Here is a 15,425-nt window from a genome sequence, read left to right on the forward strand (position 1 = left end):
ACCGGTCCGACGCCCCGCACGACCAGTCAGGAGGTGAGACCCTTGGTCTCCGAGGACTCCCCGCGCAGGACGGTGCTCTCCGGCCGCGTGCACACCGGGTACGCCGAGCACCGGGACGGCCTGGTGGTCGTCGAGGGCGACCGCGTCCTCCACGCCGGGCCCCGGTCCGGGCATCCCGGCGGCGACCCGGGGGAGCACCTCGTCCTGGGCCCCGGCCAGATGATCCTGCCGGGGCTCGTGGACGTGCACTGCCACGGCGGCTTCGGCGCGGACTTCTCCTCCTCGGCGGAGGGACCGGTCCGGGCCACCCTCGACGCCTTCCACCGACAGGGCACGACGACGCTCGTGGCCAGCCTGGTCACCGCCTCGCGGGCGGACATGCTGGCCGCCGAGCCGCTGCTGGCGGCGCTCACCGAGGACGGGCTGGTCGCCGGGATCCACCTCGAGGGCCCGTTCCTGTCCACGGCACGGTGCGGGGCACAGGATCCCGCGGAGATGCGGGAGCCGGACCTCGGGCTGGCGTCCGAGCTCATCGCCGCCGCGGCGGGGACGCTCCGGACCATGACCTTCGCCCCGGAGCTGCCCGGCGCGCAGGAGCTGGCCGAGCTGCTCGTCGCCCACGGCGTGGTCCCCTCGCTGGGGCACACCGACGCGGACACCACGACGGTCGACACCGCGCTGCGCCGGGTGCAGGAGATGCTCCGCGACGCCGCCGTGGACGGTGCTCCCCGGCTGCCCACGGTGACGCACCTGTTCAACGCCATGCCCGCGATCCACCACCGCTCGCCCGGGCCGGTGCCGGCCTGCCTGCGCGCCGCGGCGCAGGGCCGGGCCGTCGTCGAGCTCATCGCGGACGGCACCCACCTGGATCCCGGCATCGTGCAGTGGGTGTTCGAGCTGGCGGGGGCGGACAGCATCGCGCTGGTCACCGACGGGATGGCCGCGACCGGGCTGACGGACGGCACCTACACGCTCGGCGCGGCGGAGGTCCGGGTGGAGGACGGAGTGGCCTCGCTGGTCTCCAACGGATCGATCGCCGGTGGTACGGCCACGATGCTGGAGGTCCTGCGCCGGACGGTCGCGGCGGGCGTCCCCCTCGGGGACGCGCTGCGCTCGGCCACCGTGGTCCCCGCCCGGGTCCTCGGCCTGGCGGGTGAGGCCGGGAGCTTGACGACGGGCGCGCTGGCGGACCTCCTGGTCGTGGGGGAGGACCTGCGGCCGGCCGCCGTGATGCGCCGGGGCCGGTGGATCTCCGGAACCCCTCCCCGCCCCCCCGGAGCGACCCCTGGAGCATCCCTCGGAGCGCCCGCCGGGACGCCGAGGTTGCGGCTGACGGCTACGCAACCCCGCGCGGTGGCCGACAGCCGCAATCTCGCGGAAGGGAGGAGCGGAAGGGAGGGAGCAGGGGGCACAGGTGGGTGACGATCCCCCGGGCCGGTCCTGTGGAGCGGGGAGGCGCGGCGTACGCTGGCCGTGTCGGAAGGAGCCCGTCATGACACAGCGCACCGAACCGTGGCCCGCCGGGACGCCCTGCTGGGCGGATCTCACCGTGTCCGATCCCGGCCGCACGCAGGAGTTCTACCGGACAGTGCTCGGGTGGGAGTACAGCGAGCCGCGGCCGGAGCACGGCGGATACCGCAACGCCCTGGTCGGCGGCGCCCCCGTGGCCGGGCTCTCCCCAGCGGCCCCGGACCTGGAGGGCGTGCCGCACGTGTGGCAGGTCTACCTCGCCACGGAGCGCCTCGACGTCTGCGCCGAGCGGGTGCACGCGGCCGGCGGCACGCAGCTGATGGAGCCGGTGGAGGTGGGCCGGTTCGGCTGGATGGGCGTCTGGCAGGACCCCACCGGGGCGGCCTTCGGGATGTGGCAGGCCGGGGAGCACATCGGGTTCGCGCTGGTCGACGTGCCCGGCAGCGTCGCCTGGTGCGACCTCATGACCCCCGACCACCACACCGCCCGCGACTTCTACGCCCACGTCTTCGGCTACCACTACGAGGACATCGGCGAGGAGGGCGTCTCCTACGCCACGTTCACGGTGCCGCACGGGGAGCGCCCGGCCGGCGGGATCGGCGGGACCGACCCCGGGGCCGAGAACGCCCCCGCGGTCTGGTCGGTCTGCTTCCAGGTGGACGACGTCGACGCCGCCGTCCAGCGCGTGCGCGAGGCCGGGGGATCGGTCGTGGAGAACCCGTTCGACTTCGCCTACGGGCGGCTCGCGGTCGTGGCCGGCCCGGACCGGGAGTCCTTCGCGATCATGACGCCCGCGGGCACGTAACCGGCTCCGTCCCCGCTGCGCGCTGCGCTCTGCGCGGGGGCCGGGGCACGTGCCCGGTGCCCGTCGTGACGGCAGTCACCCGGCGGTAGCATGGTGACCCAGCGACCACCACCGCCACTTCCGCAGAGATCGGAGCAGCATGAACTCCATCGTCCTCGCCGTGGTCGGCGTCGCCATGATGATCCTCGGGTACGTCCTGTACTCGAAGTTCGTGGCCCGCCGGATCTACAAGCTCCAGGACTCCTTCGTCACCCCCGCCCACGAGATGGGGGACGGTGTGGACTACGTGCCCACCAACAAGTACGTGCTGTGGGGCCACCACTTCACCTCCGTGGCCGGCGCGGCCCCCATCGTGGGACCCGCCATCGCGGTCATCTGGGGCTGGCTCCCGGCGTTCCTCTGGGTGACTCTCGGCACCGTCTTCTTCGCCGGCGTCCACGACCTCGGCGCCCTGTGGGCGTCCAACCGGCACCAGGGGCGGTCCATCGGATCGCTGTCCGGGAAGTACATCGGCCACCGCGGCCGGAACCTCTTCCTGGTCGTGATCTTCCTCGTGCTGCTCATGGTCAACGCCGCGTTCGCCGTGGTGATCTCCAACCTGCTGGTCGGCACGCCCACCTCGGTCATCCCCACGTGGGGCGCCATCGTCGTCGCGCTGCTGATCGGCCAGGCGGTCTACCGCTACAAGTGGAACCTCGCCGTCGTCTCCGTCGTCGGCGTCGTGGCCCTCTACGCCCTCATCCTGCTGGGCGACCGCTTCCCGGTGGTCCTGCCGGAGACGGTCCTGGGCCTGCCGGCCAACGCGTTCTGGATCGTGGTGCTCTTCGTCTACGCGGGCATCGCGTCCGTGCTCCCCGTGTGGATGCTGCTGCAACCGCGCGACTACATCAACGGCCTGCAGCTGTTCATCGCCCTGGGCATCCTCTACGGCGCGGTCCTGATCTCCGCCCCGACCGTGGTGGCCCCCGCGTTCAACGACTCCGTGCCCGAGGGCACGCCGAGCCTCGTGCCGCTGCTGTTCGTGACCATCGCGTGCGGTGCGATCTCCGGGTTCCACGGGATCGTGGCCTCGGGGACGTCCTCCAAGCAGCTGGACAAGGAGACCGACGCCCGCTTCGTCGGCTACTTCGGCGCGGTCGGCGAGGGCCTGCTCGCGCTCGGCGCGATCATCGCCACGACCGCCGGCTTCCGCACCCTCGCCGACTGGGAGGCCGTGTACAGCGCGTTCGGCCAGGGCGGCGTGGGCGCGTTCGTCCAGGGCGGCGCCTCGGTGGTCAACTCCGGGCTGGGCATCCCCCCGTCGCTGAGCGCGACCATCCTCGCGACCATGGCAGTGCTCTTCGCGGCCACGACCATGGACACCGGCATCCGCCTGCAGCGCTTCGTGGTGCAGGAGGCCGGACACATCATGGGCGTCAACATCGGCAAGGCGCTCGCCACGCTCATCGTGCTCGCGGTGGCCATGGGGCTGACCTTCAGCGCCGGCGCGGACGGCTCCGGCGGCATGCTCATCTGGCCGCTGTTCGGCACCTCGAACCAGTTGCTGGCCGGCCTGACGCTGTCGATGATCGCGGTGATCCTGCTGCGCAAGGGCCGCCCGGTGCTGCCCGTGCTGGTGCCCCTCGTGTTCCTGCTCCTGATGTCGGTCTACGCGCTGGTCGTCCAGCTGGGACAGTTCTGGGCCGCCGAGAACTGGTTCCTGCTCGTCCTCGACGTCATCATCCTGATCGCCGCCCTGTGGGTGATCGTCGAGTCCGTGTCGGCGATGACCGCGGCCCGGAAGAACCCGCCGGAGCTCGACGAGGAGCCGCTGCCCAGCACGGCCGGGGAGAAGCGCTCCCTGTGAGCCGGTGACGCTCCTCGACCGGCTGCGCACCGTGCAGGCCCGCCTCGGGGCGGGCCTGCACGAGTTCTACGTGGCGCCCTACCGGCGCACCTTCGCCCGCGCCCAGCGCGACGAGGAGGACCTGTTCATGATGCTGGTCCTCTCCGAGGCCCTGGGCGTGCCCAATCCCGCCAGCTACTACACCGTGGAGCTGCTGCCCGTGGTCTACGACCGGTTCCACGACTGGCACCGGCGGATGGGCATGGAGCGATCGCCCCTGGAGCACATCTCATGCTGCTAGAGCTCGCCGCCGCCCGCCGGGTCCTGTTCGTCGGCGGCAAGGGCGGCGTCGGCAAGACCGCCGTCGCCTCGGCCACCGCCCTCGCCCAGGCCCGCGCCGGCCGCCGGGTGCTGGTCGTCTCGACCGACCCGGCGCACAACCTCGGGCACCTGTGGGAGCGCCCGGTCGGGGACCGGATCACCCCGCTCGCCCGGGACCTGGACGGCCCCGGGCCGGGGGGCGGCCTCCTCGACGGCATCGAGGTGGACCCGGTCGCCACGACCGACGCCCACCTCGTCGCCGTGGGCGCCACGATCCGCCGGCTCATGCCCGAGCACCTCGCCGGCGAGGTCGACAAGCACATGGAGCTCGCCCGCGACTCCCCGGGAACCCACGAGTCGGCGGTGCTCGAGCGGATCGCCGAGCTCGTGGACACGGGCCTGCACGACTACGACCTCATCGTCTTCGACACCGCACCGTCCGGGCACACCGCCCGGCTCATGGCCCTGCCCGAGATCATGTCCGCCTGGACCGAGGGGCTGCTGCGCCGCCGCGGCAGGGCGGAGAAGTTCGGCGCCGCGCTGCGGGGCCTCGAGGACCGGGACGCCGCGGCCGAGAGCATCGTGGGCACCGAGCGGCCCCGGGACCCGCGCGAGGAGCGCGACCTCGAGATCCGGCGGATCCTGCTGCGCCGCCGCGAGCGCTTCGAGGCCCTGCGCGAGGTGCTGGTGGACGCCGGGCGCTGCAGCTTCGTCATCGTCCTCGCGGCCGAGCGGCTGCCCGTCCTCGAGACCGTCGAGCTGCACGGGCAGCTGGTCCGCGCCGGCGTGCACGTGGGGGCCCTCGTGATCAACAAGCGCTCCCCGGCGGACGCCGGGGACTTCCTCGCCGAGCGCCGCGCGCTGGAGGAGGTGCACGTCGCCACCCTGCGCGGCGCCCTCCCGGACGTCCCGCTGCTGCAGGTCCCCCTGCTGCCGGGGGACGTGGTGGGCCAGGAGGCGCTCGAGCGGTTCGGGGACGCGCTCGCCCAGGCTGATCTCAGGGCCACGTGACACGCTGACGCGCATGACCTCCACCGCGCACCGCCCGGACGCCGGGCGACGACGACGGACCCCCGCCGACCTCGGCCCGTGGATCCTCGCCGGTGTCGCCGCGACCGCCCTCGCCGTGGGCCTGGCCGAGCTCCTGGCCTGGGTGACCGGGCCCGTCGGCGCGCCGCTCACGGCGGTGGGCGGGGTGATCGTGGACGGGGTCCCCGCCCCGGTCAAGGACGCGGCGATCGCCCTCTTCGGCACCGCGGACAAGCTCGTGCTGCTCCTCGTCATGGCCGCGGGACTCGTGGCGGTCGGCGCGGGGATCGGGGCGGCCCAGCGCGCCAACCCGCCGATGGGCACGGTGCTGCTCGGCGTGCTGGGTCTCCTCGGGCTGCTGGCGGTGCTGACGCGGGCGGGGCCGGCCGTGGCGGACACGGTCCCCGTCGTCGTCGGCACGGCGGCCGGGGCGCTGTTCCTGACGGTGCTCACCCGCCGGGCCGGTCCCTCCCCCCGGCCCGGGGCGGGGCTCGACCGCCGCGGCTTCGTCCGGGCCTCCGCGGCCGCCGCCGTGCTGGGCGCCGCCGCCGGCGTCGCGGGCCGCTGGGCCTCCGCCGCGGCCGCGCGGGTGCCCGCGGCGCGCGAGATGCTCCGGATCCCCCCGCCCGCGGTGCGCGACCCGATCCCGGCGGGCGCCGACCTCGGCATCGAGGGCGTGCAGCCCTGGCTCACCCCCGCCGACGACTTCTACCGCATCGACACCGCCCTGAGCGTGCCCCGCATCGACGTGGCGGACTGGCGGCTGCGGATCCACGGCATGGTGGACCGCGAGCTCGAGCTGAGCTTCGAGGACCTCGTGGCGCGCCCGCTCGCCGAGCACGTGGTGACGCTGGCCTGCGTGTCCAACACCGTGGGCGGGGACCTCGTGGGCAACGCCGTGTGGACGGGGGTGCCGATCCGGGAGCTGCTCGCCGAAGCCGGGGTGCAGGCGGACGCGGACATGGTGCTCTCGACCTCCGAGGACGGGTTCACCGCCGGCACGCCCCTCGACGCGCTGCTGGACCCGGGCCGCGACTCCCTGCTGGCGGTGACCATGAACGGGGAGCCGCTGCCGTTCGAGCACGGCTATCCGGTGCGCATGGTGGTGTCCGGGCTCTACGGCTACGTCTCCGCGACCAAGTGGCTGGTGGACCTGGAGGTCACGCGGTTCGACCGCGACGAGGGCTACTGGACCCCGCGCGGGTGGTCGGCGCTCGGGCCCGTCAAGACGGCGTCCCGGATCGAGGTCCCGCGCGCCGGGGGCCGCGTGGACGCCGGGGAGGTCGTGCTCGCGGGCACCGCGTGGGCCCAGGACACGGGGATCGCCGCGGTGCAGGTCAGCGTGGACGGGGGACCGTGGCAGGAGGCCGACCTCGGGGAGGTGCCCTCCGACGACACGTGGCGGCAGTGGGTGCTGCGCACCGAGCTCCCCGGCGGCCGGCACACGGCGCGGGTGCGGGCCGTCGACCGGGACGGGGCCGTCCAGACCGCCGAGCAGGCCCCGCCGGCCCCGGACGGTGCCTCCGGGTGGCACGAGCGCACGTTCACGGTGGCCTGACCGGCCTCTGCACGCGCCGCTCCCCGGCCCCTCCGCCGAACCCACCGGTTCCGCCCGGGACCACGGCACTGGTGTGCCGCTCTCGGGCGGAACCGGTGGGTTCACGGGGCGGTGACGCCGACGGGGCGGGGCAGGGTCAGGGGTGGGTCAGGTGCCGTGCGGGGCCGCGACCGGTCCGGTGGAGGACCGGACGACGAAGTGGGCCGGGAGCACCTCGTTCGACGGCTCGTCGGAGCCTCCGGACAGGTGCTCGAGGAGCCGCTCGACGGCACGGGTGCCCTGCTGCCGGGCGTGCTGGTCCAGAGTCGTCAGGCCGAAGGCCTCCCCGATGGGATGGGCGTCGATGCCGATGACGGACAGATCGCCGGGCACGGTGAGACCGAGGTCCCGCGCCGCGAGGATCGTGCCGGCCGCCATCTCGTCGGACGAGGCGAAGACCGCCGTCGGGCGGTGGAAGGGGTCCGCCAGGAGGTTCTTGGCCTGCTGGTAGGCGCCGGTGAAGGTGTAGTCCGCGATGAGCGACCACGCGGGGTCAACGGGCAGCCCGGCGCCCGCCATCGCCTGTTCCCAGCCGTCCCGGCGGTCGCTGGACATGGGGAAGTAGCGTCTGCCCTCCTCGGCCCCGCCGAGATGTGCGATCCGCCGGTGGCCCAGCCCGATGAGGTGCTCGGTCGCGCGGCGCCCAACGTCGAGGTCGTCGATGCTGATGGTGGGCACACCCTCCAGCGGGCCTCCGACCCCGACGAGGGGGATGCCGGCAGCAAGCAGTTGGGCCGCCTCGGTCGGGTCCAGGTGCAGGGACACCGCCACGGCCGCGTCGAGCCGCTTGCGCAGCAGGAAGTCGGTCAGGACGGTCTCTCGGTAGCGGTCGCCCTCGAAGTTGTAGAGGGACAGGTCGTATCCGGCGTCCATGAGAGCTCCGGCCGCTCCTTCCAGGACCGTGGAGAAGTACCACCGGTCGACGTAGGGCAGCACCACCCCGATGTTGCGGCTCCGACCGCTGGCCAAGCTCGAGGCGTGGTAGGAGACGACGAAACCCAGCTCGTGCGCGGCCTGTTGCACTTTCGCCCGGGCCCGGGAGGACACATGCCCTCTGCCGCTGAGCGCGCGGGAGACGGTGGCCGTAGACACCCCGGCCCGGTCGGCGACGTCTTGGAGCCGCGGGGGGTTCAAGGCCCCGTGATCCCGGGGTCGTCCATGTTCAGCCATATGCACTCCTCCGGGCTCAGAATACGGGGCACAGCCGTCCCGGAGTCGCTGCGGAGCAGGACCGGCAGCTCCGGCAGCTCCACCGCGGTGGTGCCCATGTTGAGCAGCACCAGCACGTCGTTGTTGACGAACCCCAGACATCCCTGCCCGGTGAAATCCTCGGCCCAAGCCAGCGAGCCGGCACCGAGTCCGTGGGCTCGTCGCAACGCCAGGGCGGCGCGGTAGAGGGACAGCGTGGAGGCCGGGTCCTCCCGTTGCGCCTCGCGTGAGAGCTCCGACCAGTCGGCGGGCTGCGGCAGCCAGGACTTGCCGGTGGCGCTGAATCCGAGGGAATCCCCGGTGGTGGTCCACGGCAGTGGTACCCGGCAGCCGTCGCGCCCGATCCGGTCGTCACCGGTGCGGTGATACGTGGGATCCTGCCGGAAGCCGTGGGGCAGGGTCGTGTGATCCGGCAACCCCAGCTCCTCCCCCTGGTACAGGTACACCCCGCCCGGCAGGCCCAGCATGAGCAGCGACGCCGCGCGCGCCCGACGTGTGCCCAGGATGTGGTCCGGCTGCGCGTCCTCAGGCCCGAGGCCGTCGCCCGGGCGGGACACGTTCTCGGGCAGCCCTAGACGGGTGGTGTGCCGCACGACGTCGTGGTTGGAGAGCACCCAGGTGGTCGGGGCCCCGACCGCGTCGAACGCCTCGAGGGAGGAGGTGATGATGCGGCGCAGCTGGGCGGCGTCCCACGGCGCGGCCAGGTAGGAGAAGTTGAAGGTCTGGTGCATCTGGTCCGGGCGCACCCAGTCGGCCAGGCGCGTGAGCGGCTCCACGCTGGCCTCGGCACACAGGATCCGTTCGCCGTCGTACTCCGCGAGCACCTCGCGCCAGCGGCGGTAGATGTCGTGGATCTGCGGCTGGCCGAACATCGGTGCGTCGGTGAAGGGGTAGCCCGGAATGCTCCCGCCGTCGGCGCGTCCTCCCCAGTCGGGCAGGCCCTCGGCTTTGATCAGGGCGTGCGCCACGTCCACCCGGAAGCCGGCGACGCCGCGGTCGAGCCAGAAGCGCAGCACGCGCTCGAACTCCTGGCGGACCAGCTCGTTGTCCCAGTTGAAGTCGGGCTGCGACGAGTCGAACAGGTGCAGGTACCACTGGCCGGGCTGCCCGTCGGGCTCGGTCACCCGGGTCCAGGCCGGGCCCCCGAAGTGGGACTGCCAGTTGTTGGGGGGCAGCTGCCCGGACGCGCCGCGGCCGTCCCGGAAGACGAACAGGTCGCGCTCCGGGGCGCCGGGACCCGCCGCGAGGGCCTGCCGGAACAGGAGATGCTCCTGCGAGCAGTGGTTGGGCACCAGGTCGATGATCACCCGGATCGACAGCGCGTCCGCGGCCGAGACCAGCGCGTCGAAGTCCGCGAGGGTGCCGAAGGCGGGGTCGACGTCGCAGTAGTCGCTCACGTCGTAGCCGCCGTCGCGCTGCGGGGAGGGGTAGAAGGGGGAGAGCCAGATCGCGTCGATGTCCAGCTCCGCCAGCTGTCCCAGCTCGGCAGTGATGCCGGCGAGGTCGCCGACGCCGTCCCCGTCGAGGTCCCGGAACGAGCGGGGATACACCTGGTAGATCACCGAGGAGCGCCACCACTTCGGCTCCTGGTCGCGGTCGTGGACGGGTGTGAGGCGCAGGGACTGCAGCGCGGGGGAGGTCGTGGACATGCGCTCCATCGTAGGTCGGATCGCCGCGTACTGGAAGCGCTATCACCATGCGATGACCAAAGCGCCTAGGTTCTCCTGGGGTATGGACAGTGTTTGTGATAGCACTTACAGTAGTGAGCCAACTCACCTCCCGGTGTATAGCCCTCCCGGCCGGACCGTCCGAGCTCCGGCCACGTTCTCCCTCTCCGGGTTCCGCCGGCGCGGGAGCGGCCGCGGGACCTTGAAAGGAATCACCCACCATGTCCTCTGTGCGCTACGCGAATGTGACCTGTCAGTACCCCGGGGCCGAACGCCCCTCGGTCACCGACCTGAACCTGGAGATCGCCGAGGGGGAGTTCCTCGTCCTGGTGGGCCCCTCCGGGTGCGGCAAGTCCACCACCCTGCGGATGCTCGCCGGCCTGGAAGAGGTCACCGGCGGCAACATCTTCATCGGCGACCGCGACGTCACCGACGTCCCCTCCCGGGACCGCGACATCGCCATGGTCTTCCAGAACTACGCCCTGTACCCGCACATGACCGTGGCCGAGAACATGGGCTTCGCCCTGAAGATCGCCAAGATCTCCGCCGAGGAGCGCCGCCGGCGCGTCGAGGACGCGGCCAAGATCCTGGATCTGACCGACTACCTGGACCGCAAGCCCAAGGCCCTGTCCGGCGGGCAGCGCCAGCGGGTGGCGATGGGGAGGGCCATCGTCCGGTCCCCGCAGGTGTTCCTGATGGACGAGCCGCTGTCGAACCTGGACGCGAAGCTGCGGGTGCAGACCCGCACCCAGATCGCCTCGCTGACCCGCCGGCTGGGGGTCACCACCGTCTACGTCACCCACGACCAGGTCGAGGCGATGACGATGGGCGACCGGGTGGCCGTGCTCAAGGACGGGCTGCTGATGCAGGTCGACACCCCGCGCAGGCTTTACGACCGGCCGGCCACGGAGTTCGTGGCCGGGTTCATCGGGTCGCCTGCGATGAACCTCTTCCGGGTGCCGCTCACCGAGGCCGGGGCCCAGTTGGGCACGGTGCGGATTCCGCTGACAGGCGCCCAGCGGTCGGCCGTGACCGGGTCCCAGGTGTCAGTGGGGATCCGCCCCGAGGACCTGCACCGGGCCAGTGAGGGCACCGGGCTGCCGATCGTCGCCGACGTCGTCGAGGAACTGGGAGCGGACGCCTTCGTCTACGGCCACCTGGCCCCGGTCACCGCCGCCAACACGATCGTGCCCGTGGACGCCACCACCGGGACCGCCGACGACCCCGCCACCCACGAGTTCATCGTCCGGGTCGAGGGCCGCACTCCGCCGCGGGCCGGGACCACCATCTGGGTCGCCCCGGACCTGGAGCACGTGCACCTCTTCGACGCCGCCACCGGCCGACGCCTGCCCGACTGACTCCGGATCCCACGCTCACGCCGCCGACTGACTACGGACAATGATGAGGAATCCCACCATGAAACAGACTCACCGGGCGGCCGGAGCCGTCGGTGCCGCGATCCTGCTCGCCGGCTGCGCGTCGGCACCCACGGCCGGCCTGGCCGGCGGACCGGGCAGCATCAAGATCCAGGCGGGCGAGGACGAGATCCCGGCCTTGGAGCAGGTCGCTGACAGCTTCACCGCCGACACCGGGGTGGAGGTGGAGTTCGTCCAGCGGGAGATCAACGCGCAGGCGATCTCCAACTTCATCTCCCAGTCCCCCACGGGGCAGGCCCCGGACATCATCGTCTCCCCGCACGACAACCTCGGCCAGCTCGCCGCCAACGGGGTGGTGGCCCCCGTGGAGATGGGAGACCGGGCGGAGGATTTCACCGAGAACGCCCGTGAGGCCGTCGTCTACAACGGGGTGAGCTACGGGGTGCCGTACGCGATCGAGAACGTGGCGATGCTGCGCAACAACGAGCTCACCGCCCAGGACCCCGCCACGTTCGACGAGCTGCGCGCGATCGGGCACCGGCTCATGGAGGAGCGGGGGATCGAGTACCCCTTCACGGTGAGCCAGTCGCCCGAGGCCGGCGACCCCTACCACCTCTACGCCCTGCAGACCTCCTTCGGGGCCGAGGTCTTCGAGCGCACCGCGGAAGGGGAGTACACCAGCAACCTCACCATGGGGGGCGAGGACGGCCACGAGTTCGCCCGCTACCTGCAGGACCTCGGACAGACCGGGGACCTGCAGACCTCCATGACCCCGGACATCGCCAAGGAGTCCTTCCTCAACGGCGAGTCCGCCTTCCACCTGGGCGGGCCGTGGGAGCTGACCGACGTCGAGGCCGCCGGGATGGACGTGAGCGTCCTGCCCGTGCCGCCGGCCGGGGACGAGGAAGCACGCCCGTTCGTGGGCGTCCAGGCGTTCTTCGTCAATGCCAACGCCCCCAACCCGGTCGCGGCCCAGGACTTCGCCGCCAACTACCTGACCCGCCCGGAGTCGCAGACGGCCATGTATGAGAGCACGGGCCGGCCCCCGGCCAGCCAGGTGGCGATCGACCGCATGCAGGGCGACCCGCTGCGCGCCGCCTACGCCGAGATCGCCGAGACCGGCCTGCCCATGCCGGCCATCCCCGAGATGGGCGCGGTGTGGAGCTTCTGGGGCACCACGGAGAACGCCATCATCAACGGCCGCGGAAACCCCGTGGAGCTGTGGGACCGCATGATCGACAACATCGAAGGACAGATCTGATGAGCACGCACATCACCGCACGGGGCACCACCGCCGCCCCCGGCGAGGCGGGGGGCGGTGCCGGGCTCGGCGCGCCCCTGGACCTGCGCAACTCGCACTCCCGGGGATTCGGCCTGGGCTTCGTGGTCAAGCTGGTCCTGATGGCGCTGATCAACGCGTTCGGCCTCTACGGCATCCTCGCGGCCTGGGCCGCCGGCAGCTGGGGCATCCTGGCCTTCCTGGCGTTGGCCCTGATCGTGGCCGACCTCGTCTACTTCCTGCCCGGCCGGAAGATCCTGCCCGCCAAGTACCTCTACCCGGGGCTGATCTTCCTGCTGATCTTCCAGATCTTCGTGGTGCTCTACACCGCCGCCACGGCGTTCACCAACTACGGTGACGGACACAACGCCACCAAGACGGCGGCGATCAGCCAGCTCACCACCACCTACGAGCAGCGGGTCGAGGGCTCCCAGGCGTACCCCGTCACGGTCCTCGAGGGCGATGACGGACTTGCGCTGGCCACCGTGCAGGACGACCAGGTGCTCGTGGGCGCCGCCGATCAGCCGCTGGCCCCGCTCGAGGACGCCACGGTCACGGACGGCCGCGTCGTCGAGGCGCCCGGCTACGAGGTGCTCGACTACGGCGGCGTCGTAGCGGCCGCCGACGAGCTGACCGACCTCCGGGTGCCCGTGAGCGGACAGGAGGCCGACGACGCCGCACTGCGCACCGACGACGGCCGGACCGCCTACGTGTACGAGTCCACGCTCGTCCACGACGAGGCGGCCGACGCGATGGTCGCCGACGACGGCACCGTGTACGCGAACAACGGGGAGGGCGCCTTCGTCGGACCCGAGGGCGAGGCCCTGCGGCCGGGCTGGCGGGTCTTCGTGGGACTGGACAACTTCGCGGCGATCTTCGACCCGGCGATCCTGGGCGGCCCGTTCGTCTCCGTGACCCTGTGGACCTTCGCTTTCGCCATCCTCTCGGTGGCCCTGACCTTCTTCCTGGGCCTGCTCCTGGCGATCCTGTTCAACGACGAGAAGCTGAGGTTCCGGAACGTCTACCGGGCCATCATCTTCCTGCCGTACGCCTTCCCCGCGTTCCTGTCCATCCTGATCTGGGCAGGTCTGCTCAACACCGACTACGGCTTCGTCAACGAGATCCTGCTGGGCGGCGCCGGAGTTCCCTGGCTGGACAACCCCTGGCTGGCCAGGATCTCGCTGCTGCTGGTCAACCTCTGGCTGGGCTTCCCGTACATGTTCCTCGTGACCACCGGCGCCCTGCAGTCGATCCCGAGCGAGATCTACGAGTCCTCCGAGATGGACGGGGCCGGACCGGTCCGCCAGTTCGGGTCGATCACCCTGCCCATGCTCATGGTGGCGGTCGGCCCGATGCTCATCGCGTCCTTCGCCATGAACTTCAACAACTTCAACGTGATCTACCTTCTCACCGGAGGCGGGCCCCAGGACGTGGAGTCCACCACCGGGGTGGGCGCCACGGACATCCTCATCTCGTTCGTCTACAAGATCGCGTTCGCCGGCGGCACCAATGACTACGGCCTGGCCTCGGCCCTGTCCATCCTCATCTTCATCATGGTGGCCGTCATCTCCGGACTGACGTTCCGCCGCAGCAAGGCTCTCGAGGAGATCAGCTGACATGTCCACTCCCACCACGCCCACCCCGGGCGACCGCCCCGGCTCCGATGGCGCCCACGACGCCCCGTGGGCCGCGGCCACGGCCGCTCCGTCCACCGGCACCTCGAACACCGTCCAGCCCACCGACACGCTGCGGCCCCCGGACGCCCCGACCGGGGCTCCCCGGCCCCGTCGGCGCCGTCGTTCCGCCCGCGGCGGATGGAAGCACCTCGCCGCGATCACCGCGTGCGTCTTTGCGCTCTTCCCGCTCGTCTATGCCCTCTCGGCGTCCCTGTCGGCCTCCGGGTCCCTCCTGGGATCCAACCGGCTCTTCTCCGACGTAACCGGTGCCAACTACACCAACCTGCTCAACGACCCGCAGAACCCGTACCTCACCTGGTTCGCCAACTCGATGTTCGTCTCCGTGACCACGGCCGTGGGCACCGTGCTCATGGGCGCGGCGGCGGCCTACGCCTTCTCCCGCTTCCGGTTCAAGTCCCGCAAGAGCGGGCTCATGTCCCTGCTGATCATCCAGATGTTCCCGCAGCTGCTGGCCTTCGTGGCGATCTTCCTGCTGCTGTTCGCGATCTCCGAGATCTATCCCTTCCTGGGCCTGAACTCCCGGCTCGGCCTCGTCGCCGTCTACCTGGGCGGGGCACTGGGGGCGAACACGTTCCTCATGTACGGCTTCTTCAACACCATCCCCAAGGACCTGGACGAAGCCGCGGAGATCGACGGCGCCTCGCACGCCCAGATCTACTGGACCATGATCCTGCCGCTGGTGACCCCCATCCTCGTGGTCGTCGGGATGCTGTCCTTCATCGCGTCCTTCTCGGACTTCCTGCTCGCCCAGATCGTGCTGCAGGACCCGGACAAGTACACGCTGGCCGTGGGGCTGTACCAGTTCGTCTCCGTGCAGTTCGGGGAGAACTGGGGCGTCTTCACGGCCGGGGCGATCCTGGCGGCGATCCCGGTGGTCGCGCTGTTCCTCTTCCTGCAGCGCTACATCGTCTCGGGCCTGACCGGCGGCGCGGTGAAGGGCTGACCGCCAGCCTGCCTGCCTGCACCACCGCCCGGCCACCTCTGCGCCCAACTCACCGGTTCCGCCCGGGACCAGAGCATCGATGCTCTGGTCCCGGGCGGAACCGGTGAGTTCACGAGGAGGCGAAGCGGGCCCGTGCGGGAGGTGAGCGTGCGCGGGAAGGGGCCGGGCGGGCAGCGGGGCCTGTCATGATGGGGCGGAACGCACGAC

General features: G+C 71.8%; 12 protein-coding genes. 10 read left to right on the forward strand and 2 right to left on the reverse strand.

All coding sequences use genetic code 11. The annotated features are described in order from the left end of the window. The first annotated feature begins 42 nt into the window (after positions 1–42). From ACPYN7_RS11720 to ACPYN7_RS11745, 6 genes are all read left to right on the forward strand, one after another. Entirely contained in the window at positions 43–1,422 is a 1,380-nt protein-coding gene (locus ACPYN7_RS11720; RefSeq protein WP_424347773.1) for an N-acetylglucosamine-6-phosphate deacetylase, read from the forward strand. A 70-nt stretch (positions 1,423–1,492) separates the two neighbouring features. Next, positions 1,493–2,275: a VOC family protein gene (locus tag ACPYN7_RS11725; protein ID WP_058872984.1), complete on the forward strand. Its 783-nt coding sequence runs from the start codon at positions 1,493–1,495 to the stop codon at positions 2,273–2,275. A 139-nt stretch (positions 2,276–2,414) separates the two neighbouring features. Next, positions 2,415–4,121, forward strand: a complete 1,707-nt coding sequence (locus ACPYN7_RS11730; protein WP_424347774.1) for a carbon starvation CstA family protein — start codon at positions 2,415–2,417, stop codon at positions 4,119–4,121. Between the two features lie 4 nt (positions 4,122–4,125). Further along, positions 4,126–4,401 (forward strand): cory-CC-star protein, encoded by a 276-nt coding sequence (locus tag ACPYN7_RS11735; protein ID WP_058872986.1) that lies wholly within the window; start codon positions 4,126–4,128, stop codon positions 4,399–4,401. Next, positions 4,392–5,432, forward strand: a complete 1,041-nt coding sequence (locus ACPYN7_RS11740; RefSeq protein ID WP_058872987.1) for an ArsA family ATPase — start codon at positions 4,392–4,394, stop codon at positions 5,430–5,432. The genes ACPYN7_RS11735 and ACPYN7_RS11740 overlap by 10 nt, the downstream gene beginning before the upstream one ends. Positions 5,433–5,445: 13 nt before the next feature. Then, positions 5,446–7,008 (forward strand): molybdopterin-dependent oxidoreductase, encoded by a 1,563-nt coding sequence (locus ACPYN7_RS11745; RefSeq protein ID WP_424347775.1) that lies wholly within the window; start codon positions 5,446–5,448, stop codon positions 7,006–7,008. A 147-nt stretch (positions 7,009–7,155) separates the two neighbouring features. Here the strand turns inward: ACPYN7_RS11745 and ACPYN7_RS11750 are convergent, their stop codons facing one another. Together ACPYN7_RS11750 and ACPYN7_RS11755 are read right to left on the reverse strand one after the other, a co-directional pair. Next, positions 7,156–8,217 (reverse strand): LacI family DNA-binding transcriptional regulator, encoded by a 1,062-nt coding sequence (locus tag ACPYN7_RS11750; RefSeq protein WP_424347776.1) that lies wholly within the window; start codon positions 8,215–8,217, stop codon positions 7,156–7,158. Continuing rightward, a complete protein-coding gene (locus ACPYN7_RS11755) occupies positions 8,178–9,905 on the reverse strand; it encodes a glycoside hydrolase family 13 protein (protein ID WP_424347777.1) in 1,728 nt (575 codons plus the stop codon). The genes ACPYN7_RS11750 and ACPYN7_RS11755 overlap by 40 nt, the downstream gene beginning before the upstream one ends. Positions 9,906–10,144: 239 nt before the next feature. On the opposite strand from ACPYN7_RS11755, the gene ACPYN7_RS11760 reads away from it, so the two are divergent. The 4 genes from ACPYN7_RS11760 to ACPYN7_RS11775 are packed head-to-tail and all read left to right on the forward strand — an operon-like array spanning position 10,145 to position 15,218. Further along, a complete protein-coding gene (locus tag ACPYN7_RS11760) occupies positions 10,145–11,281 on the forward strand; it encodes an ABC transporter ATP-binding protein (RefSeq protein WP_424347778.1) in 1,137 nt (378 codons plus the stop codon). 58 nt (positions 11,282–11,339) lie between these two features. Continuing rightward, positions 11,340–12,560, forward strand: a complete 1,221-nt coding sequence (locus ACPYN7_RS11765) for a sugar ABC transporter substrate-binding protein (protein ID WP_082696933.1) — start codon at positions 11,340–11,342, stop codon at positions 12,558–12,560. Further along, a complete protein-coding gene (locus ACPYN7_RS11770) occupies positions 12,560–14,194 on the forward strand; it encodes an ABC transporter permease subunit (protein ID WP_058872992.1) in 1,635 nt (544 codons plus the stop codon). The genes ACPYN7_RS11765 and ACPYN7_RS11770 overlap by 1 nt, the downstream gene beginning before the upstream one ends. Before the next feature lies 1 nt (position 14,195). Then, positions 14,196–15,218 (forward strand): sugar ABC transporter permease, encoded by a 1,023-nt coding sequence (locus tag ACPYN7_RS11775; RefSeq protein WP_197412630.1) that lies wholly within the window; start codon positions 14,196–14,198, stop codon positions 15,216–15,218. The last annotated feature ends 207 nt before the right edge of the window (positions 15,219–15,425 follow it).

Origin of the sequence: Kocuria sp. CH-021 (genome assembly GCF_049716185.1) — a bacterium.
GTDB lineage: Bacteria > Actinomycetota > Actinomycetes > Actinomycetales > Micrococcaceae > Kocuria > Kocuria cellulosilytica.

Coding starts and splice junctions, on each gene's coding strand:
- ACPYN7_RS11760 (WP_424347778.1), top strand. CDS start 10,145: ATGTCCTCTGTGCGCTACGCGAATGTGACCTGTCAGTACCCCGGGGCC.
- ACPYN7_RS11765 (WP_082696933.1), top strand. CDS start 11,340: ATGAAACAGACTCACCGGGCGGCCGGAGCCGTCGGTGCCGCGATCCTG.
- ACPYN7_RS11750 (WP_424347776.1), bottom strand. CDS start 8,217: ATGGCTGAACATGGACGACCCCGGGATCACGGGGCCTTGAACCCCCCG.
- ACPYN7_RS11755 (WP_424347777.1), bottom strand. CDS start 9,905: ATGTCCACGACCTCCCCCGCGCTGCAGTCCCTGCGCCTCACACCCGTC.
- ACPYN7_RS11730 (WP_424347774.1), top strand. CDS start 2,415: ATGAACTCCATCGTCCTCGCCGTGGTCGGCGTCGCCATGATGATCCTC.
- ACPYN7_RS11770 (WP_058872992.1), top strand. CDS start 12,560: ATGAGCACGCACATCACCGCACGGGGCACCACCGCCGCCCCCGGCGAG.
- ACPYN7_RS11775 (WP_197412630.1), top strand. CDS start 14,196: ATGTCCACTCCCACCACGCCCACCCCGGGCGACCGCCCCGGCTCCGAT.
- ACPYN7_RS11725 (WP_058872984.1), top strand. CDS start 1,493: ATGACACAGCGCACCGAACCGTGGCCCGCCGGGACGCCCTGCTGGGCG.
- ACPYN7_RS11745 (WP_424347775.1), top strand. CDS start 5,446: ATGACCTCCACCGCGCACCGCCCGGACGCCGGGCGACGACGACGGACC.
- ACPYN7_RS11740 (WP_058872987.1), top strand. CDS start 4,392: ATGCTGCTAGAGCTCGCCGCCGCCCGCCGGGTCCTGTTCGTCGGCGGC.